The organism is Hominibacterium faecale, assembly GCF_020734085.1.
Taxonomy (GTDB): Bacteria; Bacillota; Clostridia; order Peptostreptococcales; family Anaerovoracaceae; genus Hominibacterium; species Hominibacterium faecale.
Genome location: NZ_JAJAGH010000001.1, coordinates 377,606 through 404,043, shown reverse-complemented (window position 1 = coordinate 404,043; position 26,438 = coordinate 377,606). Strand labels below are relative to the sequence as shown.

Genomic DNA, 26,438 nt, shown 5'->3' with positions numbered 1-26,438 from the left:
TAATCCGACTTCTGGTACACATGAACATATAAACGCAATAAAACGAATGAGGTAATAAAACTATGGCATTTGACGGAATTGTCACCTGCGCGGTGGCACAAGAATTGAAAAACACCCTGCTTATGGGGAAGATTGAAAAAATTTACCAGCCTGAATCCGATGAGCTGGTCTTTCATATTCACACAAAAAAGGGAAACCGGAGGCTGTACGCATCGGCCAGCAGCAACCATGCCCGTATCCATCTGATTGAAGAAAACCCTCCTAATCCCCCGGCACCGCTGCCATTTTGCATGTTCCTAAGAAAGCACTTGCAGGGTGGGCGCATCACGGATATTGCCCAAAAGGATTGTGAGCGAATCATTGAATTCCAGCTTGAGACCATCGATGAACTGGGCTTTTCTGTTAATAAAAAGTTGATCTTTGAGATCATGGGCAAACACAGCAATATCATACTGATTGACCTAAGCACGGGGAAAATCATGGACAGCATTAAACGGGTTTCCATTGATGTTAATCGTGCCCGGCAGATCCTTCCGGGCAAGCTTTATGAATATCCTCCGCTGCAAAATAAGATTCCGTTCAAGGAAATTACGCCCGGCCAGGCAGCATCTTTGGATAAAGATCCCAAGTCGCTGCTGGCATCCATCGGCGGTATTTCCCCTGCAGCGGCTCAGTTCCTGGCCGACGGTCCTGACCTCTATACCAGACTGAACGAAATTAAAGAGGCTTTGAATCAGGGCCGATTAACACCTGTGGTTTATTTAAAAGAGGATAAAAGCCCGGGCGACTTTCATGTTATACCTTTATCCTTATATCCGGAAAGCCTGAATTTTGACACAGTGAGCCAGGCCCTGGATTACTATTTTGTCCACAAGCAGTCCTCCAATCGGGTCAAACAGAAAGCCGCTGATCTGGAAAAAACGCTGAACGCGGCTCTGGACAAATTATACCTAAAGCGGCAGCGGCTGGGCGAAGACCTGATAAAAGCAGAAAATTCTGATAAGTATCGACTTTACGGCGAATTGCTGACTGCCAATATCCATTTAATCCGTCCTGGAGCCGACGCTGTAACCGTGACCAACTATTACGACGGCAGTCAAGTAGACATACCCCTGGACCCCAAATATGCTCCGCCAAAAAATGCCCAGCGCTATTTTAAAAAGTATGGCAAAGCCAAAACCGCAGTCAAGGAAAAAAAGGTTCAAATGGAAGAGACGGATCAGGAAATCGCTTACTTGGAATCGGTGGCCGCATTTTTGGAAAACGCATTGACAGTAGAAGAGGTGGACAGTATCCGAGAAGAGCTGGTTGAGTCGGGTATCCTCAGAAAGCGCAAGACCAGCGGTGCACCCAAGAAAAAAGGAAAGGCTCAGCCTTTCCAGTATATTACGGAGGATGGATTTCGCGTTCTGGCCGGACACAACAACAAGGAAAACGATCTTCTTACCTTTAAAATGGCCGGGCCTAAGGACTATTGGTTTCATACCAAAGATATTCCTGGCTCCCATGTTATTGTATTTACAGATGACCGCCTGCTGACCGAAGAAGCGATCTTCGACGCTGCAGCCATCGCTGCTTATCACAGCAAAGGACGTGCGTCCGAAAACGTGCCTGTGGATTACACCCAGGTCCGCTACGTAAAGAAACCTGCTGGAGCAAAACCCGGCATGGTGATTTTCACCCACAACCGCACGGTCTATGTTACACCGAAAGTTCCCCAATCCAGCGAATCATCTTCTCGATAACTTCATCGCCCGTACTATCTGCTCCTCCATTATGAATCTCATGATATAGTCCGGGCCACTCTACGTATTCACAGTCTTCCACGGCAGCAATTTTTTTGCTGCCGTTTATGCTGCATACTTTATCGCCCGTTCCATGCATCAGCAGCATCGGCTTTCCTGCAGCTCCTCCATTATCAGGCAAAGCGCCTTTTGCCAGCTTTGCTCCAATATCGAACCCTTCCACAGCGCAAAGGGCTGTAATCTTTTTATGGACCAGCGGATCCTTCTCATAATCGCCAACTGAGTTGCGATGACCCAGATCACTTGCCGACACACCCGAAGGAATTGCAAAGTGAGGATCGATTCGGGACAACAGCTTAACGGCCGCATACAGCGGTGCCGGAATCGCACGGACCAGTTCCACCCATGGCGCGGAGACAATAAATGCCGCAGGGACAAAATTGAGCGCTCCACCCTTTCGGTAATCCAAAACAAGATTGCCGCCCATGCTATGCCCGTACAAAATGACGGGGGCTTGGGGATACCGCTTACGCGCACAGGCGATCAGTTCATCCAGATCCGCCCGCACCTCCTGCCTGGGCGCACAATGGCCCCGTTTGCCAAAGGATTTGCCGTGTCCTCTAAGATCCATAGACAACACGGCAAATCCAGCCTCATTCATCCTGGTCGCGACCCGATCATACCGGCCTGCATACTCGCCGATTCCATGAACGATGCAGACTATATGGGAAGGATTTTCCCGCGGCCAATGGTATCCGATGATAGCTCCATCCGGTTCCTGCGCCTTTTTTAACTGAAACTTTTGATACATGGCGTCTCCTTTTATCCTACAATATTACATTTTATGCTCTTTTTGTTAAAATTTAACAAAATCGATTGCTTAGCACAAGAGATTGTTTTATTATATATGTACTACCCGCTCTTGACTCCATGTTCCACGATTTCAGCTCGTTTCACAAAGGAGGAAAGGTTATGGACAAAACAAAAATAGAAAACAAAATCAAAAAAGAGAATTCAGAAGCGGAACCTTGTACTCTTTGCGGACAGCTGTACCACAATTTCGCATTCAAAGGGGGATATATCTGTGAGAGCTGCCTGCGTTCGATCAAAGATGAGAAACAAGAAGATCCCAAGTCTTCTGAAGATACTTGATCCATCCCTATTGATCAATGGATAGGGCTCTGCATCTTCCCCAGGTCCCTATCTTTTTTTTCGGAAATGCTGCTTGCGTGCCTCTCCCGCCAACCGCTTTTTCGTCTTAGTTTTCATTACCGAGTAGCCGAACTTACCAAGCGGCTGTCTTTTCAAGGCAAAATATTCGCCGTGGTTATAGCATACCAGACCAGCCTGATCCAGCCGCAGTCTGCCCTTCTCATCCATCAGCCCATCATCGGCCCGGACATTGACGATTTCGGCCACAAACATATCGTGGCTGCCGTATTCGTGAATTTCCTTAACCTTGCATTCCAAATTAACCGGAGATTGGGCAATGACTGGACAGCTGATCTTCTCACCGTCAAGGGCCGTCAGCTTCTGTTCTTTGAATTTATCCACATCACGGCCGGATTTAACACCACAGTAATCGGTGGCGAAAACCAGCTTTTCCGTGCAAAGGTTAATGGCAAATTCACCGCTTTCTTTGATTAATCGGTGAGAATGCCGCTCTTTTTTCACTGAAACATAGGTCATGGGCGGCTCTGAATTGACAATACCGGTCCAGGCGACCGTAATAATATTTTTTTCGCTGCCGCTTGCACAAGAGACCATGACCACCGGCACTGGATTGAGCATGGTTCCCGGTTTAAAACGCAATTTCTTCATTCTATACGCTCCGTCTCAATTTTTCTAAAATCTGTTCAAATTCATCGGGCAGAGGACTTTCAAATTCCATGTAAGTCCCAGTCCTTGGATGGACAAAACCCAGCAATCTTGCATGGAGCATCTGCCCCTGGACGCCGAAGGAATTCTTGGCAGGCCCATAGACCCCGTCACCCAAAAGGGGGTGTTTCATGTAAGCCATATGCACCCGAATCTGGTGGGTACGCCCGGTCTCCAGCCTCGCCTCAATATGGGTGAACCTGCCGAATCGCTCCAGCACGCGAAAATGGGTTACCGCCCGCTTGGAATTCTGCTCCGTCACGGCCTGCCGCAGACGATTCTTTGGATCCCGCCCAATGGGGGCATCTACCGTTCCCTGGTCCTGGGCAAAGTTATGATAAACAATGGCATTATAGGCTCTGGTGATACTATGCTTTGCCAGCTGTTCAGCCAAAGTGACATGTGCCGCATCGTTTTTTGCCACCATTAAAAGGCCGCTGGTATCCTTATCGATCCGGTGTACAATTCCCGGCCGTATAACGCCATTGATCGATGACAGCTTTCCCATGCAATGGTAGAGGACAGCATTAACAAGCGTGCCCGATTCGTTTCCTGCTGCAGGATGCACCACCATGCCTTTGGGTTTGTTGACCACTAAAAGGTCTTCATCCTCATAAACAATATCCAGCGGGATATCCTCTGCCTCAACATTGAGCGGCTGGGGCTCGGGCAGGATGATCACAACTTCCTGTCCCTCCTCTACCTTGCATTTTTTATTCCCGCAGACCGTCCCGTCTATGGTTACAGCTCCCGAACCAATCAGCTTTTGCAAATAGCTCCTGGAGATTTGGGGCAGAGCCAGAGAAAGTACCAAATCAATTCTGGTCCCTTGCTGCTTCTTTTCGATTTTTACTTTGTAGATCGTTTCCTTTTCCATGCTCTCTCTTTCCGTCGATAAAAATAATGTAGATGATCAAGAGGCCGCAGCCCAGACAGACGAAAATATCCGCCACATTGAATACCGGGAAAACACGAAAATCCAAGAAATCCACCACATAGCCAAAGACCGCTCGGTCGATCACATTGCCCAGTCCGCCTCCGGCGATAAAGGAAAGCGATGTCAAAAGCAGCGGATGGGCACGTTTTCTCTTCTTAAAGATATAGATGAGGACTGCCAGAATCAGAACCGTCGGCAGCAATATCAGAAAACCGCGAAACCCTTCCATCAGGCTGAAGGCTGCTCCCTGATTTCGGATATAAGTGATATGAAACACTTGACTTAGTACTGGAATCGATTCTCCCAAGGCCATGAAAGAAGTCACAACTTTTTTGACGATCTGATCCAGTATGATAATCGCCGCAATCAGAATATAATACATGTAAAAATTACGGGGCATGATCTGCCCCGCCTCCTGTCTTTTATTTTATATGGACCATGGTCTTTTTTCTGTCATTGGGGTCGATATTGGGCTTTCCCGACCTGCTGGTCTTCCTCTGCTTGGGAGCCGCTTCCGGCAGATCGGAAAGATCGCTCACTTGCAGCTCCGGGAACAGCTCTGACGCCAAACTGTCAAAGCGCTGCAGTTCTTCTTCCAACATCCGCTTGTACCGCTTTTGGAAGCTGGTAAAGCGGCTGCGAAGCACTGCGTTTTCCTCCTGCATGCGTTCGATGTTTTCTTTTGCCTCCCGCTGCATCCGCTGAGCATCCAGCTCGGCATTTTTCAGCAGAATTTGCGCCCGCTTTTCCGCGCTGGCAGAAAGTTCTCCCATGAGCGCTTTAGCGGTCTCCAAGGTCTGCAGTACAGCGCCCTCAGAGCTTTGATACTTTTTTAAATCCTCTTCCATCTGCTGTTTTTCCGCCTTCAGCTGGCGGTTTTCCTCCAGCAAATGTTCCAAATCCAATGTAATCTGATCTAAAAATTCATTTACTTCATCTTCTTTAAAGCCTTTAAGTCCTCTTGAAAATTCTTTTTCCTGTATTTCTAAAGGGGAAATCATACCGCACCTCCATTATTTCCAGGGATTACTGTTCTTCTTGTCATTATCGAATGAAAAGCCCTTGTGGTCTACGCCCGCGGCGATGTCCACATTTTCAGGTGCAAAGACGAAAATATTGTTTGCAACCTTTTGAACATTACCATTGAGCGCATATGTAGCGCCGCTGAGAAAGTCAAAAATCTTTCTCGCTGTATCGGATTCAATCCGTTCCAGGTTGATAATGATCGGTTTTTTGCTCTTCAAGCTGTCCACTAATTTGGGGCATTCATCAAAGCCGGAAGGTTCAATTACCACCAGTTTGAAGGCACTTGTAATCGCGCTGACCGTCCGATTCTGCATTGGGATGACCTTTCCGTCATTATGCGGCTCAGGTCTTGGTGCCGAGAAGGATGTCCGGTTCTCCGCCGGCCTTCTCTCAGCCGCCTTTGACACTGGCTGCACTTCTTCATACTCCTCATCCTCATCGTAGTCTTCAATTCCTACCAGATCTTTAAATTTTCCTAAAATTCCCATAACAACCTCCCGTTATTTCTGTTTGCTGTAATCTCTTTCGCCAAAAATGGCTGTTCCCACACGAATCAGATTCGAACCCTCCTGAATGGCAGCCTCGAAATCATGAGACATTCCCATGGAAAGGTATTGGAAGTCGAGCCTTTCGTGATCGATTTTTCCATATTGATCGTATAATCGTTTTACTTCCGCAAAATAGATGCGCACATCGTTTGGGTCCTCTGCAAAAGGCGCGATGCACATCAGTCCCCTGATCCGAATGTTGGCACAATTTTCTATAATTGTCCGGATCAATTCTTCGGTTTCATCCATGGAAATACCGAACTTGCTTTCTTCCTGTGCGGAATTGACCTGAATCAGGATATCCATAGTAATACCATGCTGACCCGCCCTTTTATTGATTTCTTCCGCCAACTTGTACGAATCCACCGAATGGATCATCGAAACCTTATCAATAATATATTTTACCTTGTTTGTCTGCAAATGTCCAATCATATGCCATCTGACAGGCTTTACAAAGTCGTATTTATCCATAATTTCCTGAACTTTGTTTTCTCCGATATCGGTCAGCCCCGCATCGATACCCTCGTTGATCTCATCTGCAGATCGGGTTTTGGTCACTCCCACCAGCAGAATATCATCACCGCTGCGTCCGGTCTTTTCAGCAGCAGCAGCTTTCAACCCGTTAATCTTGGCAATATTCTCTTTAATCCTTTGCATGCTCACATCTCCTCATCAAGTTCCCTTTCCGGGATTCTTCAATATTTCATCGTAAACATTGACGGTATTTACGGAATTGCCGTTTTCATCGATAAAGGAAACATCCTGCAGCACAGTATACTCTCCATCGCTGGCAATGACCTTTACCTGTGTAAAGGCGTATTCACCGCTGGTCTGTCTGACCATCACCCCCGGCTTTCCGTCTTTTGTAGTAATGCTTTTGCTCTTGGCGATCAATCCGTTATAGTCCTGGGAAACAATCGTTGCTTCTTCAACTCTGCTCTTAGCAAAAGCTTCATAATAGCGATTAGAACGGAAGATAATTCTCCATCGATCTCCGTCCTCTTTGATGCTGCGGACAGTAGCCTGCACATCCCCTTCCGGCAGCTGGATCGTTACCGCTTTTCCCTCTTGGTATTTGGCTATGCTGGCAGCTTCCACCCAGCAGACCATATACCAGTTGTCGTTATCACAGATTTTAAAAATTGGTTCACGCTCCAGAGTACTTTTTCTTTTTGTGTCTTTTGCTTTTACTTTCAGGTCCTCCACTTTTTCATACTTCAGCTCGTCCATGGTGCTGGGAGAAAAATAATGTTCGTATCCATCGATGTAATAACTGAGTATGCCGCTGGACTGGGCTTTGCAGTCCGCAGACCGCACCACATAATCCGAAAGCCTGGTAATGATATCCTTGTAATCGGACTTATCGGTTGTCTCTTCCTCGCTTTTGGCCTTGTCCTCCGTAAGTTTGAGGACTTTGGTGCCTTTCCTGATATGTGTACCCTCATCGATCAGGTAATCGAGGCTTCCTGCGCTTCCCGCTTCATATACCGTTTCCTCCCTGACAAAATAACAGGTTGCCTCTTCTGTCACCTGCAGGGTGCCGGCCTTGAGCGTTTCTGTAGTTTCAAAAACGCCCGTTACTTTAGGAATGATGTAAATAACAACATATAGTATGATCAGTGCAAGAATAAAAATATATATAGGTTTCCTATTTTTTTTCGCCATAATCTCTCTCCACTAGTACATTTTACACTAAATACATATTTCTTTCAATGTACTAGGTGTGTAATTCCAATATTTTCTCTAAGATTTTCTTCTCCTCTTTTGATAGTTGAGGTTTCCCTTCTATAAATTGATCAAAAAGATCAGGCCTCCGCTCTTTTGTCAACAGCAGGGATTGTTCGAATTTCCAAAGATGGATTTTTTTATGATCCCCGCTTACCAGAACTTCCGGCACCGGTAAATCCCGGTATTCTCTCGGCTTGGTGTACTGAGGATACTCCAAAAGTCCGGAATAGATGGATTCATCCAGCGCCGCATGGCTGCTCTTTAAGACCTCCGGAATCATTCTGGCAACTGAATCGATCAATACCATGGCGGGCAGTTCTCCCCCTGTGAGAACATAGTCGCCGATGGAGATCTCCTCCATATTCCAATAATCCAAAATCCGCTGGTCTACGCCTTCATAGTGGCCGCAGAGAATGACTAGTTCCTTTTCTCCAGCCAGGTTGCGGATCATATTCTGGTCAAGCATCTTCCCCCGCGGGGACATGTAGATAGTCTTTTTTCCACTGGCTCCGATCGCTTCCATAGTTCGAAAAACCGGGTCGGCCAGCATGACCATGCCTGCTCCGCCGCCGAATGGGTAGTCATCCGCCTTGTGGTGCTTGTCCGTACTGTAATCTCTGATATTGGTCAGCCGGATATCCAGCAGACCTTTTTCACCTGCTTTCCCTAGGATGCTGCTGTCAGTTACGGCAGTAAACATCTCCGGAAAAAGGGTCAAAACATCTATCTTCATAACGCTCCTCTACAGGTCCAAAAGGCCTTCCGGCAATTTGACGTTCATAGTTCTGTTTTCCATATCGACGGAAAGAACAAATTCCCTAACCGCGGGCAGCAAAATCTTCTTTCCGCTTTCCAGCTTGATTTCGTATAGATCCTGTGCGCTGCTTTGCACCACGTCTGATAGGCTGCCCAAGACGCGGCCTTCTTCATCAGCTACAGCGATCCCCAAAAGATCCCGCACATAATATGTGTCCTCTGGCAGCCGTTCCAAATCGGATTCCAGGATGGATACATTTTTTCCCTTCTGGGCTTCTGCCTGATTGCGGTCGTCGATGCCCTCAAGTCTCAGAATCGCCACGTTGGCTTGGTAGCGGACGTTTGCGATGGGGAATGGTGTGTCTTCCACGTATACCCGCTCCAGCTCTTCAAAGCGCTCTTTTCTGTCTGTATAGCAGTAGACTTTCACTTCGCCTTTCAGTCCCACTGCGTTGACAATTTTTCCAATGATGATTTTCTCCATGTCTCTCCTTTTAAAATGTTGTGGTTGGTATTATTTGCCCGGGGCTCTCAGTTTGGGATTTGGCCCCCGGCCCGGGGGCCGGTCCGGTGTGGCACGGGGCCGGGGCCTGGAACCCGGAAAATTATCATGAGATTTTTCATTTTTTACGCAAATTTGTGGGGTTGCGGGCCATCATTCTGCGGGAAAGCGGCCGCATCTCCTTCGGCTCCAGTTCGAAGCCGCTCAACCGTTGAAAAATGCGTAAATTTCTCAAATTTTTTCCTATCTTTTCGAAAAAATGGCGATTCCTCTCTTGCAAGCCCTCCGGGGCCCAGACTGCTGAGGCTGCCTTAACCCGTCATCCGATAAGCAGGCGCCTAATATAATTGAAGCACATCCTCCCGCCTGCGGGAGGATGTGCCTTATCTTTGCGATTTGCAATCTGTCATTATTGAACGATTTCAACTACGACTTTTTTTCCTGCCTTTGTTGCCGCAGCCTTGACGACCGTGCGGAGCGCTTTGGCGATCCTTCCCTGCTTTCCGATGACCTTGCCCATATCTTCAGGCGCGACCTTAAGCTGGATCACAGTGGTCTTGCTTGCTGCGGATTCCGTAACCTCTACAGCATCAGGATTGTCAACAAGTGACTTCGCAATTGCGCTAACCAATTCTACCATCAACTTTCACCGCTTTCTTATAAAATGCCGGTCTTTTTGAACAGGCTTCTGACGGTATCCGTCGGCTGGGCGCCGTCACCTAACCATTTTTTCGCTCTTTCTTCATCGATTTTGATATCAGCCGGATCCGTCAGCGGATTGTAGTAGCCGATCTCCTCGATAAACTTTCCGTCTCTGGGGCTGCGGGAGTCTGCAACAACGACTCTATAAAAAGGTTTCTTGTGCGCACCCATTCTCTTTAATCTGATTTTTACCATTTCTTCTTCCTCCTAAAAAATTCATTTTATATTTTAAACTCAAGATTTCCCTGAATTCTAAGCATGTTTAAACGTTTACATTCCCCGGAACATCCGGTTCATGCGGCTGTTCCCGCCTTTTCCGGTAAATTGCTTCATCATCTTTTTTGCTTCCGTGTAGCGCTTTACCAAAGTGTTGATCTTACTTACCGGCTGGCCGCTGCCCGCCGCGATCCTGCGTCTTCTGCTGGCATTGAGAATATTGGGGTTCTCCCGCTCATCCTTGGTCATGGACTGAATGATTGCTTCCATCTGAACGAACTCTTTTTCACTCTGAGCCATATTGACGTTTTTCATGGCCGCCGAATTCATACCCGGCATCATGCCCAGCAGCTTGCCGATTCCGCCCATCTTTTTGATCTGGCCCATTTGATCCAGGAAATCCTCCAGCGTGAACTGGTTCTTGCGGATTTTCTTTTCCAGAGCAGCTGCCTGCTGATCGTCATAACTGCTCTCCGCCTGCTCAATCAGCGTCAGCATATCGCCCATTCCCAGGATTCTACTGGCCATTCTGTCAGGATGGAATGGCTCCAAAGCATCGAACTTTTCGCCCATACCCACGAACTTGATCGGTTTTCCCGTAACCTTTTTGGCCGACAGGGCCGCACCGCCCCGGGAGTCGCCGTCCATCTTAGTCATGATGATGCCGTCGATGCCCAGCTTTTCGTTAAACCCTTCGGCAGCGTTGACCGCGTCCTGACCGGTAAGGGCATCCACAACCAGCAAAATTTCATGGGGTTTAACCGCTTTCTTGATGGTAACCAGTTCCTCCATCAGAGCCTCGTCGATCTGCAGCCGTCCTGCCGTATCGACAATCAATACATTATAACCTTTCAGCTCGGCTTCTTTCATAGCAGCCAGAGCGATCTTTTCCGGTTCCTTGCAGTCCCGCATGGTAAATACGGGCGTATCCACCGTTTTACCCACCACCTCCAGCTGGTCGATGGCCGCCGGACGATAAATATCGCAGGCGCAAAGCATGGGCTTTTTGCCGTTGTTCTTCAAATAATTGGCCAGCTTGCCGCAGGTCGTCGTCTTACCGGTACCCTGCAGGCCTACCATCAGCAGCACCGTAAACCCTCTCGGGGAATAGGTCAGCTTGCTGCCAGCTCCGCCCATCAGCTCCGTCAGCTCCCGGTCAACGATTTTGATGACCTGCTGCGCCGGAGTCAGGCTCTTCATAACCTCTTCACCCAGAGCTTTTTCTTTTACCGACTGGACGAACTCTTTTACCACCTTAAAGTTAACGTCCGCTTCCAAGAGCGCCAGCTTTACTTCACGCATGGCGTCGTTAATGTCCGCTTCGGTGAGGGAACCTTTTCCCTTCAGATTTTTAAAGACGCCTTGCAGTTTTTCCGATAATCCTTCAAATGCCATTGGCTTCCTCCTATTGATCCAATTCATCGATGATGGTTTTTATGCTCCTGAGCCTTCCGGTCAGCTGTTCGTCCCGGCTCTCAGCCACCATCTCATCGATGATCCCGTCTATCTGATGAATGGCCTGTCTGCTTTTTTGAAACTTCTCTACAAGCCGTAATTTCTGTTCATAGTCCAGCAATGCTTTTTCCGCGTTTTTCAGCGCGTCGTGCACGCCCTGCCGGCTGATGGAAAACTCCTGGGCGATCTCGGAAAGGGACAAGTTTTCTTCATGATACAGTTCCATGACTTCCTGTTGTCTCTTTGTAAGCAGCTGCCCGTAAAAATCGTGGAGCAGGCTGATCTGTGTGATTTCATCCAATTTCATACTGGTTTTCCCTTCATCGACAAGTCCTTTTGCTTGACACTTGGTTAGTTTATCGGAAAAGCTTCCTCTTGTCAAGTGTTTTTGGTTGACGATCCGGCATTTTTACAAAACAGTTCCGCTACGAAAAAAGCAGCTCACAAATCATGGCTGCTCTTTTTCTTTTTCCGCAAGTTGACGTTCCAGCTGCTGCTCTGTCAGGTAATCCCACATGAAGCCGCAATCCCGGCATTTGGTCCGGTGCCCGGTCTGAAAGCCGGAGCATCCGCAATCCACTTCCGCCAGCCCGTCCTCCACTTCCTTTTTCAGCTCCGGGATCACCAGTGCTTTGGCCGGAATTACCTTGATCAAATTCTCCGAACCGCATCGATAACATTTTTTTCCCACTGCACAGTACCTCCTTCATAGTAATCATTATACCCTGTCCGTCCCACATAAACCAGAAAATTCTGATTTTAATCAAATTTGACAAAAAAAGTGCTGGTGGGTATGATAAAAGACAGTGAAGTCAGAAAGGAGTTTTCACGATGTTTGAAATTACGAGAACCGTTGGCAGCAGCCATCTGGATACAAGCGGAACCCTGCGTTTGTCTGCGGCCGTGGATTTTATGCAGGATTGCTGCTGTTTTCAACTGGACAGCGAAAAACAGCTGACGGAATATTTCAAAAAACACCACATCACCATGTTTCTCATTTCCCGTCAGATCGACCTGCTCCAGCCGGCCTTTTATGGGGACAAGCTGACCATCCGCACCTCCATCTACCAGTTCCGGGCAGCTTACGGTTATCGAAACACCCTCATATATAATGAAGCCGGCGAGCTTTTGATCGCCAGCTATGCGGGCGGCGCTTTCATCGATCTGAACAAAGGCGGCGCCACCGTCATGCCCAAGGATGTGATGGCAACGGTGCCTCTGGATCCCAAATTCCCGGATATGGAATATCTGCCGCGGAAAGTGTCCGTCCCCAAAGGCCCCTGCGAAAAAGTCTTTGCGCCCGCGCCGGTGCTCCGCCATTACATCGATCACAACCATCATATCAACAACGCCCGCTACCTCGATATCGCAGAAGAATACCTGCCCGAAAACTTTCAAATCAAAGCCTGCCGCATCGAATACAAGACCGCTGCAAAATACGGCGATCGTATTCATCCGTTCCGTTATCAAACGGCCCCCGGTATTTGGATGATCTCTCTACAAGGGCCACACGGCCAGGTTTATGCCAACGTGGAATTCCGCGGAAAAGAAAAGAATGCGGCGTCTACCCGATAAGGTGCAGCAGCCCCATGTAGAGGATCGTTCCTCCTGCAATGCTGAGAAGACTGTTCCGCTTCCAAGCATGGAGCCCGCAGATTGCCAGGATCGCCGCAATCTCCGGAAGGCCGAAGCTGGCGTGAAGGAAATCCACATTGCGCAGACAGTAGACCACCAGCAGCGCGATGACCGCCGGCGGGAGCACGCTGCCCAAATATTCCACGATTTTGGGTACCTTGCGGTTTTCCGGGAAAAGGACAAAAGGAACGAACCTGGTGATCATAACCCCTGCCGCAAGGGCCGCTATCATGATCAAAAGCTGGAGCATGGTCATTGGTCGTCACCTGCCTTTTCTGATGTCTTTTCTAAATGATACGCTTTTGATAGTTTGCTCTTGCCGCCCAGCAGACTGACCGCCAGCAGGATCATGGCCGGGATGATAAAATTATCCGCTCCGAAAACCGCCAGGCAGATCACCGAACAGATTACGCCCATCACCGCAGGAATGCGTTTTTCTTTTTCCCTCCATTGTTCTAAAAACAAAACCACAAACAACGCCGTCAGCACGAAATCCAGCCCTTCCAGATCCAACTTAACAAGACTGCCCAAAAGACCGCCGGCAAAGGATGCGATCACCCAATAGGCATAATCCAAAACCGTGATCCAAAAATAAAACCATTTTGCGCTCACGCCTTTTGGAGGCTCTTTGGTGCTGGTGAGGGAATAAGTCTCGTCGCACAGCGCAAAGATCAAAAAATATTTCAGCTTTCCCGTGCCGCTGTATTTTTTCAGCATGGAGATTCCGTAAAACAAGTGTCTGGCATTGATGGTCAGACTCAAAATCAGCGCCTGGATCGGATTGAAGGCCGCAGTGAGAAGGGTCACCGCCACATACTGGATGCTCCCTCCGAATACCACCATGCTCATCAGCAGAGACCACCCGGCTCCGTATCCCTTGCTGGCCATGAGCATTCCGTAGACCAGCCCCAGGAACGTGAACCCGGTGAGAATGGGAATGGTATGTGGAAACGCTGCCTTCAGCGCTGTAAATTTTTCATGATTGCTGTTCAATTTTCTTCCATTGCCTCCTTGATAATCTGGGCCAGCCTGGTGCTGTGTACCACATACGAACCGTGGGACTGGCCGCTGAGCAGCATCAGCCTGCTATCCGCTATCTGCTCCGCGATTTCCCGGGTATGGGATTCCCGAATCATATCCCGCTGCCCGGCGGTGACCCACACCGGTATGGAAATCCGCTCCAAATCCCCTTTGCCGATATGAGGCTCGGTGAGCATCATTTCCATGGCCGGATCCTTTTTAAAGAGAAACAGCGTGCGGAAAAACCAATAGATCGGCGCTTTCAGTCCTTTGGGATTTAAGTTTGCTCCGCTGACCATGAGCCGGGACAAAAGGTCCGGGTGCTGAGATGCCACGAGAAGCCCGATGATCCCTCCGTCGCTGAAGCCGTAAAAAAACGGCTGAGAAAGCTCCAATTCTTTGATAAACAAGGCCATATCATCGGCCATGTCCTGATAATGAAGCTTTGGCACCCGGCTGCTTTTTCCGTGTCCCCGGCTGTCCGGCCGATAGACCGTAAACGATCCGCTGAGGACTTTTGCGCATTGGTCAAATATAAAATGATCCTCCCCATTTCCGTGCACCAGCACAAGGGGAGGACCGCTTCCTTCTTTCTCATAAAACAGCTCAACGCCGTTTACTTTGATATACATGCCGACTCCGCCTTTCTTAATCATGTATCATTTTACACGATAAGCGGGGGAAAGGGAAGTCCGGCTTTTTTCTTTACAGCTCTTTTACGTGTGCGATTAAGGCTTCTTTCAGGAACTGGGCGCAGCCTGGGGCTTTTGCATCGTAGTAATCCTTGAACCGCTCGTCCGCCGTATACATTTCCGCCAGTCCCAGGTGGGCCTTGCTGGTATAGTGCTGCCAGCTGCAGCAGATCCACTGCTTATGAAGAGCGGCGATTTCTTTGCCTTCGGAGCCGGCGGGGAGCTTGCCCGCCTTCACAGCGGCGGCAAGACGTTCTTTGATCTCCTCTTCCAAACGCTGCATCCGCTCATATTCCTCTTCTGTCAGATTCAGCATTTTCTTCTGGCTGGCATCGATGGCAGCATCGCCGTAGCGCTGTCTGGCTTCAGCTCCGTAGGTTTCTTCATTCTCCTTGATCCGCTGCCTTTTCAGGCCCTCAAACTTTTCCTGATCGGTCATGGTTATCATTCCTTTCTTACGCTTGATCGTTTTGCTCACATTGTCGATCATGATCTCCAGCTGTTGTTTTTCGGTAAGAAGGCTTTTCAGGTGATCTTCCATAACACGCACTTTATCTTCATCGGACATTTGCAGACTTTTCCCGATCTGGGAAAGCCCCATTCCCATCCTCTTCTGCAGCAGAATCTGTTGAAGGGCGTCCACTTCCTTTTGTCCGTAGATGCGGTACCCTGCCCGGCTGATCCTGGCCGGAGCGAGCAGTCCGATCTGATGGTAATAGCGCAGCGTTCTCGTACTGATTCCGGCCAGCTCCGCCAGCTCTTTGATCGTGTATTCCATCATCCTTTCCTCCTTACAAATGTGATTATAGGCTTTGACGCTGCGTAAAGGTCAATCTTTTTAATCATTTTCTTCCTCATCATCAGACTCGGCTTCATCATCTGCATCCGTATCATTGTCATTGCCATCATCGTCGTTGTTTTTTTGCGGTGCGGCTGTCGGCTTTTTACTCTTGTCCGTTTTCGATGTGGGGGCAGCAGCCTTTGATTTGCTTTCGACAGCGTCATCATCGTCATCCGTATCATAGTCGTCGTCATCATCGGCTTCTACTTTGCGCTGGTTGGATTTCTTCGTTTTCTTAGCTGCCTTTTCGTCCTTCTCCAAAGCTTTTCTTACGGCATCATTTTTCATCAGCGCCGGCTGCTTCTTCACCATTTCCAGAACATCTTCCCTGCTCATATCATCCACAACCTCTTCAATTTGATCTTCGGTAAGCGCTTTTTGAGCAATGTACAGGCCCAGTGTTTGTTTATCCCGCTCTGCCTGCTTGATATCGTTTTTGCTGCCTTTCAAATATAGCGCTTCATCCGTAGAAAACAGCTCTTGAAGATGGGTTTTCAGCTTTCTTTCCTGCTGCTGGTCATTTTCCTTTTCCAGTGCGTACCCAATCAGTATGGTATTTCCTGTCTGCGGCTGGTTTACCCCCAGCTCTTCTGCCGCCTCATCTATTTGCAGACCCTTGATCTCCTTTAATTGCTCCTCAGATACGGAACCTTCATAAGAAACCGCTTTGCGGATCTTGTATTTCTCATCCAGCTGCACCTGCAGGCTCACGCCGCTGTCGACGGAAACGACGGCATAGACCTTATCTGTAATCCTGGGTATGATCAGCGCGGACAGACACAGCATCAGCGCGGCCGCGACGGCGATGATGGAGTTGAGGGTCTTTTTTGATATTTTGATGGCCTGCATTTTTTCCGGCTGCTCCTCCGGCTTGCCCGAATAAAGGTCTTCATTGAGAACGTAAATGCAGTCCCCTTCCTTCATTTCACCTTTTTTCTTTATCCGCAGGACCTGGCCGTCATCTGCCATAGCCAGACAATAATCGGCCTTTATCTCTAAAACCATTACTTTATAATACATCCGTGCACCTCGCTGTTTTGATCCAATAACAAAGCTTTGGGAACCGTTTGACAAAGACGATCATTGCCGCCAGAATAAACGTTTTGCTTCGTTTTACTACCTTCTCTGTAACATTGGAAAGGCGCGCCACCTGCCGGATCGGCAGCTTCTTTTTCCGATAAGTCGTTTCCACGGTCGCTTCGTCCTTGCTGGCCGTATCGGCGATATGTATGGCAGTCTTCCTGGTGTCGCTGTGTTTGGGCGCTTCGTCCGCCAGCCGCTCCAGGGTCAGTCCGAATTTAAAAAGCTCTTTCCGATAGGCCAGAATCTCTTCGTGGAGACCGGCATCGTTCTCCTCTTCTTCTGAAATGTCATAGCCCTCTTCCTGCAGCTGTTCCAGCGAAGCGTGCCTGGGGCGCGAGCTCTCTCTGGATAAAAAGGTTTTCAGCCTGCTTTCGATGACCAGTCTGGCAAAGGTAAGGAAATTCCCCCGTTCCGGGTCATATTTCTCAACCGCTTCTGCGAATGCGGACAGGGCAATGCTGAATTCTTCATCGTTTTCAACTGAAACATACCGTCCTGTCACTCCGCTGACGGTTCGAATCAAAAATGCCATATGGTTTTCGATCAGATTTTGTAAATTGTCAATTTCTATTTTCTCACCTGGAATCAATGTCATCACCTTCAATATTTTCTGCGATCCGGCCGATTGCACAAATGTCTGCTGCTTATACCTTCATATTATTCTAACCCATTTGCGCGTTTTGCGCCAATAAATTCACACTGTCGATTCCTCCAAGTTCAAAGATCTCCAGGATCATGCCATTTTCCTCCTTCTGAGGCAGCTGAACTTCATACACCAGCTCGAAGGATTCTGCCAGCACATTTTTTGCCTTGACTCTGTTTTGGCCTGGAGCGCGGTCCATAACGCCCTGGATCTGCTCGATATCCGTGTTGCTGCCCCGGATGACCAGAAGCATGGGAGACTGAAGCCCAGTTTTGTTCTTTGAAACGATCATGATCACCGACAGCACCAGACATCCGATGGCCCCGATCACATAACTTTGGGTGGCAGCCGCGATGCCGATGGCCATGCTCCAGAAAATAAATCCAATGTCCCGCGGATCGCGAATATTCGTACGGAAGCGGACAATCGACAATGCTCCCAGCATTCCCAGGGACAGCGCCAGATTGCTCTGTATCAGATTCATCAAAATCGTGGACACAAAGGCCAGCACGATGAGGGTCACTGCGAATTGGGGCCGAAAGTTCATTTTAACGTTGGCAAATCGGTATGCGGTGCACATGATTGCGGCAAAGAGCAGGGCAGCGCCCATGCTTGCCATCATTTCGCCCATTGTCCCAGTGCCGCCTGTCAGTCCGCTGATCATTTCTTGAAATTGTGTAGTCATATCTGTTTTCCTTTCTCTGCGAATGATTGTACGCGGTCCTCACGCCACTTTGCTCTGGGGCGCCAGTACGTTCACATCATGGATCCCTTCCATGGTACTGAACATGGAAAGCAGCTGCTGTTCTTCCTTGCAGGGCACTTTTAATTCATAAACCAGCTCAAAGGTATCGGCAAACACATTTTTGCATTGAATGGAGCTGCCTTTTGTTTCCTGAAAAACCTCCTGCACCCGGTCCACCTGGGCTTTGGCGCCCCGGACGACCATGGTCACTGCCTTTCTCTCCCTGACGCTGCGGTTAAAAAGGATCAGTATCATGGACAGCAGCGCCGTGCTTGCCAGGCCCACAATAAAAGCTCCTACTGCGGAGGAAATCCCAATTGCCAGCGCCCAGAACACAAAACCAATGTCTCTGGGGTCTTTCGTATTCGTCCGTATGCGGCAGATGGACAGGGATCCCAGCACGCCCAGAGACAGGATCGGGTTGTCCTGGACCAAGGCCAAAAGAATCGTGGAAATCAGCGCGATCATCAGCAGGGTAATATTAAATTTTCTGTTATAAGTCAGTGAATCGTGGCAGGCGCGATAGGTGGCAAACATAATCGCTCCCAGGAGCATGGTCGCCATAAGGCTGACGGCCAGATGGGATGGTGTCAGCAGGCTGCCGCTTGCTCCGCCTGCCGCTTGTCCTGTAAAACTGTTTAAAAACGTATTCATCTCAAAGCTTCCTTTCTTTTCAATAGTAGTATTGGCGCAGCAGCTGCCTGGAGGTGCCGAATTTACTGGGCGGTTTTTTTGTTAAATCGCATTCAGCCAGAACCTGCTGGATTTGTTTAAATAAGAAACGGTCGTATTTTATTTCCAGAATGGTCTGGTCGGCCGCCATGCCGGCTTGGAAATTGGGCCTGCGATCAAACAAATTATAGTTGAAGTCGCAGTATCGCAGGTTGTTGTCCAGCGTCACTCTGGTGTTGAAGTGGGGATGGGTGTAGGCTCTGCGGTCGTACTCGATCATGGCCGCCGGCCGGTACAATCTGGAGGTCATCAGCTTGTAGGCGTACTTGGCCATCTGGCTCTGGCATGACAGCAAAACGCTGTAATCACCCTTTAACAGCTTTTTTGCGTCTTCCCTTGTAATCACCAGGCTCTCTTTTAATTCTTGTCCATAGTATTTTCGCTTTAGTTCAAATTTTGCGGTTGAATCCTGGGGGTGGTACACGCGGACGCGTATCCTCTTTTTTTCTGCCGCTCCTTCGGATTTGTCTATGTAATCATCGTTGGCGATGCTGTCAAAATAGACGCTGCGCACTGTGTAGCCGTTGTAGCCTCCGTATGTGTCGGGAACCAGGATGCGGTCCAACGCATCGAGTATATACAGGCGGTCCGCAAGGGAGAGCAGATATTTCACTTCTTTGCGGGCAACGGACAGAACCGTTGGTTTCGGCGTTGTTTGTATCGACATGGGTAGGTCCTCCTCTCGCTATAATATACGAGGTGGTTTTTTCGTTTGGGGCCCTTTTTGGCAAAAAGATTTCGTTTTTGATTCTGAGACTCGGTCCACATCAGCGGCGGCTGGTTGTGGCCGGTTGACAGGGGAGGCCGGCTGAGACAGTTCTGACAGCAGAGAAATCCGTTTAATATAATCAGGAAAATTTTATTAAAGGATTTAATTTTTTCGCAAAGTTGTGGGGTTGCGATGCCTGATCTGGGCAACTTGCGGCCTGCACGGCCTCAAGACGAAGTTGAAAGCGCCTGGCGTTGAAACTTGCGTAAAAAAGAAAAACCTGTGCTGCCTGGCGCACTCCCGCAAACAAACAGGGCTGCTGCATGAAATATAATTCATTTCATACAGCAGCCCCTTCGTATTCATATGTAGTTTTACGGAATTGGCTCAGCCTCGAGTGCAGAACGATAGCTTCTCTTGATGCGAAAGTTCCGTTTCTTAAAAACAGCCCTGTCGATGGGCGCAAAGGTCACAGCTTCACTGTAAACACGGTCTCTTCCTCGTCGCTGCGCACGGAAATATCTCCGCCGTGGGCATCCACGATCTCCTTGGCGATGGCAAGTCCCAGGCCCGCGCCCCCTGTCTGGGAGGACCGGGAAGAATCAAGCCGGAAGAACTTTTCGAAAATCTGCTCCTGCTGATGCTTTGGTATGGGATCGCCATGGCTGGCCACCTCGACGATAATCCGATCTTCCTGCCTGGCTGCGATGCGGATCACCGTATTTTCATAGCTGTAGGTGACAGCATTTTTGATAATATTATTGAACACCCTTGCCAGCTTGTCCCCATCCCCATTGTAAATGAGCGTATCAGGCGTTTCCACCTCAATGGATTTTCCGGCCGGTTCCACCAATGGATAAAACTCGTCGGCCATCTGCTGGAGCAGCAGCTTTAAGTCCAGCTTCTGCTTGGTGAGCACGATCGTCTGCAGATTAAAGCGGGTCACATCGAAGAACTCCTCAATGAGCTGTTCCAGGCGATAGGCTTTATCCAGAGTGATGCCCACATATTTGGCCTTTTGCTCCGCAGGCATTTCCGGCACCTCATCCAACAGGCTCAGATAACCGATGATGGATGCCAGCGGCGTCCTCATGTCATGGGCCAGATAGGTAATCAAATCGCTCTTGCGTTGAGACTCCATCTGCAGCAACTGCTCGTGGCGCTGCCCTTTCAAACGCATACTTTCGATGGTGTTTTTCATTTCCTGAGATTTCCGGTTGTTGGAGTAATTCATAATCAGGATAATCACCGTGCTAACCACCACCAGCGCCACCACAACCACGATAATGATAAAGCTTTTAAATCCAGCCCAATTATAAAAGACCGAGTAACTGGTTGTCTCATCTACGGCGATCTGTTCGATGAAGCGGTTGTAAAACCAATCCTTGAAAACGCCGTTGCCGAAGGAATCGATGAATTGGGCAAGAATCAAGGCCGTCACTGCAATAGCCGCTCCGATCAGGATAATTTTTACTACGACTTTTTTCTTATTTTTCAATTTTATACCCTACTCCCCAGATGGTTTTAATATACTTGGGCCGCTCGGCAGAATCCTTCAGCTTCTGCCGAAGATGCCGCACATGGACCATGACGGTATTGTTGCTGTTTTCAAAATACTTCTCCTGCCAGACAGTGCTGAACAGTTCCTCGGATGTAATCACCTTTCCCTGGTTTTCGGCCAGGGTCCAAAGAATGGCAAATTCAGTCGGCGTCAGGTCCACCGGCTCTTCGTTGAGAAGGCATTCGTGGGTATCCCGATTCAATAGCAGCCCGCGGATCGTCAGCACATTTTCTTCCGATGTTCCTTTGTTGTACTGGGTAAACCGCCTCAGCTGAGCTTTGACTCTGGCCACTACTTCCAGCGGAGTAAAGGGTTTTGTGATGTAATCATCGGCGCCCATGGTCAGGCCGGTCACTTTATCCAGCTCTTCTCCCTTGGCCGTAAGCATAATGATAGGGAAATTATGATTTTCCCTGATGCGCCTGCAAATTTCCAGTCCATCGATATCCGGGAGCATAATGTCCAAAAGCGCCAGATCGATTTTCTCATTTTCCACACATTCCAGCGCCGGCTTTCCCCTGTAAAATTTGGATACTTTGTAGCCGTCGTTTTTTAAGTACAACTCCAGAAGATCCGCGATCTCCTTCTCATCGTCCACTACCAATATATTCATGTCCATGCTAATCACCTCTCCTTTTGATATTGTACTACAGAGGCCGCCCTTTCCACACCACTTTTTTCTGGAAATTAAGCAAATTTTAAGAGCAGGGCCCGAATTCCGGGCCCTGCAGGTTTGCCCGGGAGAGGGCGCTGCCGGCGGGATCGTTAGGGCAAAGGAGCAGAAGAATAGGGAAAAGTATCACGATACCCAGCTTTGCGGCTAAGCTGCAAGTAATGGGGAATGTCGTATGCTTTTTTGTAAAATAGCATTGTAATTTGTTTTATGTTTTTATATAATAAAAGCAAGAAAGGCGCACCGTTGAAAACGGTTAGCCAAGAATACAGCGAAAAGTAACCGTGTTCTCAGCTACGATAGGCGGTTACTTTTTTGTGTATTCGATCAAAATACTTACCACAATACCCACAAATATGAACATTAGTGACAAGATTTCAAAATCTGACATAAAACTTCCCCTCCCTTCTAAGATTTCCACAAGTGGAGGTTCTTATAGATCGGGGACATTCCCTTCTTTCTGAAGGCTAACCGCTTTCGTCGCCTATTCTAGCTTGAGGTTATTATAGAGCACATCTAACGAAATTACAATATATTACAGTAAAAAAATGTATTTCAATAAATAAACGCACTTAAAGAAATCTGTAAAACCTTGCGCTGCAAGGAACATTTAACATAATAACCGACAAAACTGGGCAATCTATTCCTATCTTACTGCCAAAAAGGAGGCATTGACATGGTATCGTTTTTTGCATGTTTAGCCGCGCTTATCGTTGGCTACATCCTCTATGGAGCACTCATCGAAAAAGTTTTTAAACCGGATGACAGAACTACCCCTTGTTTGGAGCATTCCGACGGAGTGGATTACGTTGCTCTCAAACCCTGGAAGGCATTTTTGATACAGCTGCTCAATATTGCTGGACTGGGACCGATCTTTGGCGCGCTGTCGGGAGCGATATGGGGACCTTCCGTGTTCCTGTGGATCGTCCTGGGCACCATCCTCGCCGGCGGAGTCCATGATTTTCTGTGCGGCATGCTTTCCATGCGTCATAACGGCGCCAGCATTTCCGAGCTGGTCGGCATCTATCTTGGGCCGGTCATGAAGACAGTTATGCGGATTTTTTCCGTGGTTTTACTGGTTATGGTCGGGGTTGTTTTTATGGTAGGCCCGGCGGAATTGCTGGCAAAACTGACGCCTAATGTTTTTACGGTAACCTTTTGGACCATCGTCGTTTTGGTCTATTATTTTTTCGCCACCCTGCTTCCCATCGATAAAATTATCGGCAAGTTTTACCCCTTCTTTGGTATTTGCCTCATTATCATGGCGCTGGGAATCGGCGGGGCCACGGTCCTCAACGCGGACACCCATCCCATCGCAGAAATCACCCTCAGCAATCTTCACCCTGAAGGTAAACCAATCTGGCCGCTCATGTTTGTTACGGTAGCCTGCGGCGCGATCTCCGGATTCCACGCCACCCAATCGCCCATGGTGGCCAGATGCCTGACTTCAGAACGGCAGGGACGGCTGATCTTTTATGGGGCTATGGTTGCCGAAGGGATCATTGCCCTGGTGTGGGCTGCTGCGGGAGCCGCCTTTTACCAGGGAACCGCCGGCCTTGCAGCAGCAGGAGGAGGCAGTTCCAATACGGTTTATGACATGTCCATCGGACTTTTGGGTCCTGTGGGCGGCGTGCTGGCCATGATTGGGGTCATCGCCTGCCCCATCACTTCCGGCGACACTGCCTTTCGCAGCGCCCGCCTGACCATCGCCGATTGGTTCAGAATCAGTCAAAAACAAAGCCGCAACCGCCTCATTTTGGCCGCCCCATTGTTGATCGCCGGTTACTTGATTTCACGGATCGATTACCAGGTTGTATGGCGGTATTTTTCCTGGTCCAACCAGACGCTGGCGATGATAGCTCTGTGGGCCGGCGCAGTTTATCTGGCTGTAAAGGTGAGTCCAATTTCCAGCCTGATGGCTGCCATCCCCGCCGCCTTTATGTCCGCCGTTTGCTGCACCTATTTGATCTATGCCGAAGAAGGCTTTCATTTGAGCGCATCCATCGCCTATCCGGCCGGAATTATTTTTGCAGTGCTGTGCATCATTGTCTTCATATGGAAAGCTTATCTCCCAGGAATGAAGAAAGACCGCCGGCTTTAGAAGCAAGATTTACCCTCAGCTTTTACAATAAAAGACGCACCTCCAAGGCTGTGCTGCAGCTCTGAAAACGCGTCTTTTATTCTTTTCTTAGATCAGCTTGATTTCAATATCTTGAGCACCTTCCCACAAGACTTTTTTTCCAAAAGCTTCAAGGTCTTCGAGGCCTTCTGTGATGGTCAGAAAATGATTTCCGGACAGCTGGCCGTGCTGGCTGGCAAAGCAGCATCTGCCATAGGCCATGATCAGTTCCATTTCACTGATGCCGCCCGGGTAAAGCAGCATTTCCCCCTTGGCCGGATGGGAAGTATGGTTTTCATAAGAAAGGCCTGTCCGCTGATCTCCATAAGGGATCCAAATGCCTTCTCCGCTCCAGCGAACATGGATAAACTGGCTTTTTAAGGGCAGCATTTCCTCAAAGACACGGCAGGTTTCAGGCGCTTCATCCGTGAGCAGCCTGCCTTTGAATGTAAATGATCCGGCTTTAATTTCTACATATTTCATCGCATGCCTCCTCTGGATTTCTTAAATCCCCTTATAATATCTGCCCAGAGCATCCGCCCCCATAATTGCCGCATACACATCCTCCGGCGTCACCTCAAAAGGCATATTTCCAAGGGTGTCGTTTTCCGCTGCGGCCAGCTGGGCCACTTCCATAATCTGCTCCGGCTTTACTTCCTTGATTCCCAGATCCTCCAGGGTAACCGGAAGCCCTGTTTCCAGGCAGAAGTCAATCACTTCATCCAGCTCATCTTCTGGAGCATGCTCTAGAACAAGCTGGACAAGCGTGCCGAAGGCTACTTTTTCGCCGTGGTAAAGCTCATGGGTTTCCTCAATAGCTGTCAGCCCGTTATGGATCGCATGGGCGCCGGCAAGGCCGCCACTTTCAAAACCGATGCCGGACAGATAGGTATTGGCCTCGATGATGTTTTCCACTGCCTTTGTACAAATGTTTTCTTTTACTGCCAGCATTGCGTTGATACCGTCTGTGAGCAGCGTATCGTAGCATAAGCGGGCCAGCGCCATCGCTGCCATCGTGATTTTTCCGCCTACGCAGTTTGCCGCGTCGGATCTCTGACAGGCCCTGGCTTCAAAATAGGTGGCCAGCGCATCGCCCATTCCTGCGATTAACAGGCGTTCAGGAGCCTTGCTCACCACATCCGTGTCCACCAACACCATGTTGGGGCTGGCCGGCAGGAAGAGATATTCTTCGAATACTCCATCGTCCGTGTATATGACGGACAGAGCGCTGCAGGGAGCATCGGTGGAAGCAATGGTGGGCACGATGACTACCGGCAGACCCAAATAGTGAGCTGCTGCCTTGGCCGTATCGTGAATCTTGCCGCCGCCGATGCCTACGATCACATCGCAGCCCGCTCCCTTACAGGCCTCCATGACCCGGTTGATCTCCGTCTTGCAGCACTCACCGTTGAATACTTCATAAACAATCTGTGCATCCCCCTGCCCTTCTGCAATCGCCGGCTCCACTCTCTTTCTCCCCGACACGCTGGTCAGGACGAACAGCTTCTTCCCAAAATTAGCCGCATGACCGCATAAGTTCTTCATCTCTCCCTTGCCCTGAACATACCTGCTCGGGCTTCCGATAATCTTTGCCATGATTTTATACCTCCTTGTTGTGTATACAGTATTCGCTTGACCTCTTCATATTAGCACAAGCCTTTGGCAGTTGGCAAGGACGGGATTCCTGCGGGGTTTTGTATGGTGAAACGTCGGGTTTATTTTATTGGTGGTCAATCGGGGCAGATTCTTCTTTCATCCGCTCCTCCAAATATTGATATCCTTTTTGGAAGGCCTGCCGGTTCACCTCATGCATGCTTTCCGGAAAGTTTTTAAGGATCTCCTGAAGCACCGCCGGATAATGGAGCCGAGGCAGCATTTTTGTCAGAGCTCCCAGCATGACCATATTGACCACAAAGGGCTTTCCCATGCTTTCAGCGATTTCCGTGGCAGGGACTTGGTAGTGATCCGCCTGGCTGTTTTCAACCAGAGTGCTGTTGACCAGAACCTTAGCTCCCTTTTTTATCGTATTTTTATATTTATCATATCCCACCTGATTGTAAGCAATAAAGACATCTGCATCATCTACTTTCATATAGTCGATGTCCTCGTTGGAAACCACCACTTCCGCTTTGCAGGCTCCGCCCCTGGCTTCCGGTCCATAGCTTTGCGTCTGTGAAACATTATAATCTTCACCCAGCCCGTAAGCCTTTGCCAGCAGCACGGAAGAGAGGATCACCCCCTGTCCCCCTGCTCCGGCAAATCTTACATTTAATTTCATTTTAATTCTCCTCCTTTTTTACATCGATGGCTCCGTCCGGGCATTGACGTTCGCACATCCTGCAAAAGACACAAGTTTGTTCTTTCGATGCCTCCGGCATATTGGTTCCATAGTTATTTCTTTTTTTACTTTTGATAAAAATTCCTTTGGGGCATATTGCCAGGCAAATGCCGCAGCCCTTGCAGCAGTTCTTATCGATGGTTATTTTCATGCT

General features: G+C 48.9%; 34 protein-coding genes. 4 read left to right on the top strand and 30 right to left on the bottom strand.

The genetic code is table 11. The features are described from left to right. Positions 1-62 precede the first annotated feature (62 nt). Positions 63-1,745, top strand: coding sequence for an Rqc2 family fibronectin-binding protein (locus LG211_RS01870; protein ID WP_148395678.1), 1,683 nt, complete (start codon positions 63-65; stop codon positions 1,743-1,745). Here LG211_RS01870 and LG211_RS01865 read toward each other — a convergent pair. Further along, positions 1,702-2,556, bottom strand: a complete 855-nt coding sequence (locus LG211_RS01865; protein ID WP_269476921.1) for an alpha/beta hydrolase — start codon at positions 2,554-2,556, stop codon at positions 1,702-1,704. The genes LG211_RS01870 and LG211_RS01865 overlap by 44 nt on opposite strands. A gap of 161 nt (positions 2,557-2,717) precedes the next feature. Here LG211_RS01865 and LG211_RS01860 point away from each other — a divergent pair, with 161 nt between their 5' ends. Further along, positions 2,718-2,897, top strand: coding sequence for a hypothetical protein (locus LG211_RS01860; RefSeq protein ID WP_148395676.1), 180 nt, complete (start codon positions 2,718-2,720; stop codon positions 2,895-2,897). 48 nt (positions 2,898-2,945) lie between these two features. Here the strand turns inward: LG211_RS01860 and LG211_RS01855 are convergent, their stop codons facing one another. From LG211_RS01855 to LG211_RS01790, 14 genes are all read right to left on the bottom strand, one after another. Further along, positions 2,946-3,566, bottom strand: a complete 621-nt coding sequence (locus tag LG211_RS01855; RefSeq protein ID WP_148395675.1) for a flavin reductase family protein — start codon at positions 3,564-3,566, stop codon at positions 2,946-2,948. A gap of 1 nt (position 3,567) precedes the next feature. Beyond that, positions 3,568-4,500 (bottom strand): RluA family pseudouridine synthase, encoded by a 933-nt coding sequence (locus tag LG211_RS01850; RefSeq protein ID WP_148395674.1) that lies wholly within the window; start codon positions 4,498-4,500, stop codon positions 3,568-3,570. Continuing rightward, positions 4,439-4,960 carry a signal peptidase II gene (gene lspA, locus LG211_RS01845; protein WP_227754724.1) on the bottom strand — a complete coding sequence of 174 codons (522 nt, stop codon included), beginning with the start codon at positions 4,958-4,960 and terminating at the stop codon, positions 4,439-4,441. Before lspA ends, LG211_RS01850 begins: the two co-directional genes overlap by 62 nt. Positions 4,961-4,982: 22 nt before the next feature. Then, complete coding sequence (locus tag LG211_RS01840; RefSeq protein ID WP_227754725.1) at positions 4,983-5,561, bottom strand: DivIVA domain-containing protein; 579 nt, start codon at positions 5,559-5,561, stop codon at positions 4,983-4,985. Between the two features lie 12 nt (positions 5,562-5,573). Continuing rightward, positions 5,574-6,074, bottom strand: coding sequence for a cell division protein SepF (locus tag LG211_RS01835; RefSeq protein ID WP_227754726.1), 501 nt, complete (start codon positions 6,072-6,074; stop codon positions 5,574-5,576). 12 nt (positions 6,075-6,086) lie between these two features. After that, positions 6,087-6,791 carry a YggS family pyridoxal phosphate-dependent enzyme gene (locus LG211_RS01830; RefSeq protein WP_148395672.1) on the bottom strand — a complete coding sequence of 235 codons (705 nt, stop codon included), beginning with the start codon at positions 6,789-6,791 and terminating at the stop codon, positions 6,087-6,089. Positions 6,792-6,806: 15 nt separating this feature from the next. Then, entirely contained in the window at positions 6,807-7,799 is a 993-nt protein-coding gene (locus tag LG211_RS01825) for a biotin/lipoyl attachment domain-containing protein (protein ID WP_148395671.1), read from the bottom strand. A 52-nt stretch (positions 7,800-7,851) separates the two neighbouring features. Next, a complete protein-coding gene (gene trmD, locus LG211_RS01820) occupies positions 7,852-8,595 on the bottom strand; it encodes a tRNA (guanosine(37)-N1)-methyltransferase TrmD (protein ID WP_148395670.1) in 744 nt (247 codons plus the stop codon). Between the two features lie 9 nt (positions 8,596-8,604). Beyond that, entirely contained in the window at positions 8,605-9,102 is a 498-nt protein-coding gene (gene rimM, locus LG211_RS01815; protein WP_269476920.1) for a ribosome maturation factor RimM, read from the bottom strand. A 427-nt stretch (positions 9,103-9,529) separates the two neighbouring features. Further along, positions 9,530-9,760 (bottom strand): KH domain-containing protein, encoded by a 231-nt coding sequence (locus LG211_RS01810; RefSeq protein ID WP_148395668.1) that lies wholly within the window; start codon positions 9,758-9,760, stop codon positions 9,530-9,532. Between the two features lie 17 nt (positions 9,761-9,777). Further along, entirely contained in the window at positions 9,778-10,017 is a 240-nt protein-coding gene (rpsP, locus tag LG211_RS01805; RefSeq protein WP_148395667.1) for a 30S ribosomal protein S16, read from the bottom strand. A gap of 75 nt (positions 10,018-10,092) precedes the next feature. Further along, positions 10,093-11,433 carry a signal recognition particle protein gene (gene ffh / locus LG211_RS01800; RefSeq protein ID WP_148395666.1) on the bottom strand — a complete coding sequence of 447 codons (1,341 nt, stop codon included), beginning with the start codon at positions 11,431-11,433 and terminating at the stop codon, positions 10,093-10,095. Between the two features lie 10 nt (positions 11,434-11,443). Further along, a complete protein-coding gene (gene ylxM, locus LG211_RS01795) occupies positions 11,444-11,800 on the bottom strand; it encodes a YlxM family DNA-binding protein (protein WP_227754728.1) in 357 nt (118 codons plus the stop codon). Between the two features lie 141 nt (positions 11,801-11,941). Beyond that, positions 11,942-12,184, bottom strand: coding sequence for a hypothetical protein (locus tag LG211_RS01790; protein WP_148395665.1), 243 nt, complete (start codon positions 12,182-12,184; stop codon positions 11,942-11,944). A gap of 140 nt (positions 12,185-12,324) precedes the next feature. Here LG211_RS01790 and LG211_RS01785 point away from each other — a divergent pair, with 140 nt between their 5' ends. Beyond that, positions 12,325-13,068 (top strand): acyl-[acyl-carrier-protein] thioesterase, encoded by a 744-nt coding sequence (locus tag LG211_RS01785; protein ID WP_269476919.1) that lies wholly within the window; start codon positions 12,325-12,327, stop codon positions 13,066-13,068. On the opposite strand, the gene LG211_RS01780 is transcribed toward LG211_RS01785, so the two are convergent. The 11 genes from LG211_RS01780 to vanR form a co-directional block, all read right to left on the bottom strand. After that, positions 13,058-13,384, bottom strand: a complete 327-nt coding sequence (locus LG211_RS01780) for a branched-chain amino acid transporter permease (protein ID WP_253021179.1) — start codon at positions 13,382-13,384, stop codon at positions 13,058-13,060. The two genes, LG211_RS01785 and LG211_RS01780, sit on opposite strands and share 11 nt — an antisense overlap. Beyond that, entirely contained in the window at positions 13,381-14,121 is a 741-nt protein-coding gene (locus LG211_RS01775; protein ID WP_253021178.1) for an AzlC family ABC transporter permease, read from the bottom strand. The genes LG211_RS01780 and LG211_RS01775 overlap by 4 nt, the downstream gene beginning before the upstream one ends. Then, positions 14,118-14,780 carry an alpha/beta fold hydrolase gene (locus LG211_RS01770; RefSeq protein WP_253021177.1) on the bottom strand — a complete coding sequence of 221 codons (663 nt, stop codon included), beginning with the start codon at positions 14,778-14,780 and terminating at the stop codon, positions 14,118-14,120. Before LG211_RS01770 ends, LG211_RS01775 begins: the two co-directional genes overlap by 4 nt. 73 nt (positions 14,781-14,853) lie before the next feature. Beyond that, positions 14,854-15,621, bottom strand: coding sequence for a MerR family transcriptional regulator (locus tag LG211_RS01765; protein ID WP_269476918.1), 768 nt, complete (start codon positions 15,619-15,621; stop codon positions 14,854-14,856). A gap of 57 nt (positions 15,622-15,678) precedes the next feature. Then, the gene (locus tag LG211_RS01760; protein WP_148395661.1) at positions 15,679-16,701 is read right to left on the bottom strand and encodes an anti-sigma factor domain-containing protein; all 1,023 of its coding nucleotides are present in this window, start codon (positions 16,699-16,701) and stop codon (positions 15,679-15,681) included. After that, complete coding sequence (locus LG211_RS01755; protein ID WP_269476966.1) at positions 16,691-17,359, bottom strand: sigma factor; 669 nt, start codon at positions 17,357-17,359, stop codon at positions 16,691-16,693. Before LG211_RS01755 ends, LG211_RS01760 begins: the two co-directional genes overlap by 11 nt. A gap of 67 nt (positions 17,360-17,426) precedes the next feature. Then, entirely contained in the window at positions 17,427-18,092 is a 666-nt protein-coding gene (locus tag LG211_RS01750) for a DUF4956 domain-containing protein (protein WP_269476917.1), read from the bottom strand. A 39-nt stretch (positions 18,093-18,131) separates the two neighbouring features. After that, on the bottom strand, positions 18,132-18,806 hold the full coding sequence (locus LG211_RS01745; RefSeq protein WP_148395660.1) for a DUF4956 domain-containing protein: 675 nt from the start codon (positions 18,804-18,806) through the stop codon (positions 18,132-18,134). Positions 18,807-18,825: 19 nt separating this feature from the next. After that, a complete protein-coding gene (locus LG211_RS01740; protein WP_269476916.1) occupies positions 18,826-19,551 on the bottom strand; it encodes a polyphosphate polymerase domain-containing protein in 726 nt (241 codons plus the stop codon). Between the two features lie 511 nt (positions 19,552-20,062). After that, the gene (locus LG211_RS01735) at positions 20,063-21,091 is read right to left on the bottom strand and encodes a sensor histidine kinase (RefSeq protein WP_227754737.1); all 1,029 of its coding nucleotides are present in this window, start codon (positions 21,089-21,091) and stop codon (positions 20,063-20,065) included. Then, on the bottom strand, positions 21,081-21,773 hold the full coding sequence (gene vanR / locus LG211_RS01730; RefSeq protein WP_148395658.1) for a VanR-ABDEGLN family response regulator transcription factor: 693 nt from the start codon (positions 21,771-21,773) through the stop codon (positions 21,081-21,083). The genes LG211_RS01735 and vanR overlap by 11 nt, the downstream gene beginning before the upstream one ends. A gap of 730 nt (positions 21,774-22,503) precedes the next feature. On the opposite strand from vanR, the gene LG211_RS01725 reads away from it, so the two are divergent. Then, positions 22,504-23,928: a carbon starvation CstA family protein gene (locus LG211_RS01725; RefSeq protein WP_148395657.1), complete on the top strand. Its 1,425-nt coding sequence runs from the start codon at positions 22,504-22,506 to the stop codon at positions 23,926-23,928. An 87-nt stretch (positions 23,929-24,015) separates the two neighbouring features. Here the strand turns inward: LG211_RS01725 and LG211_RS01720 are convergent, their stop codons facing one another. From LG211_RS01720 to LG211_RS01705, 4 genes are all read right to left on the bottom strand, one after another. After that, a complete protein-coding gene (locus LG211_RS01720) occupies positions 24,016-24,429 on the bottom strand; it encodes a DUF3830 family protein (RefSeq protein WP_148395656.1) in 414 nt (137 codons plus the stop codon). Between the two features lie 21 nt (positions 24,430-24,450). Next, on the bottom strand, positions 24,451-25,542 hold the full coding sequence (locus LG211_RS01715) for a glycerol dehydrogenase (RefSeq protein WP_148395655.1): 1,092 nt from the start codon (positions 25,540-25,542) through the stop codon (positions 24,451-24,453). A 124-nt stretch (positions 25,543-25,666) separates the two neighbouring features. Beyond that, a complete protein-coding gene (locus LG211_RS01710) occupies positions 25,667-26,224 on the bottom strand; it encodes a 2-oxoacid:acceptor oxidoreductase family protein (RefSeq protein ID WP_148395654.1) in 558 nt (185 codons plus the stop codon). Between the two features lies 1 nt (position 26,225). Then, positions 26,226-26,435 (bottom strand): 4Fe-4S dicluster domain-containing protein, encoded by a 210-nt coding sequence (locus LG211_RS01705; protein WP_148395653.1) that lies wholly within the window; start codon positions 26,433-26,435, stop codon positions 26,226-26,228. Positions 26,436-26,438 lie beyond the last annotated feature (3 nt).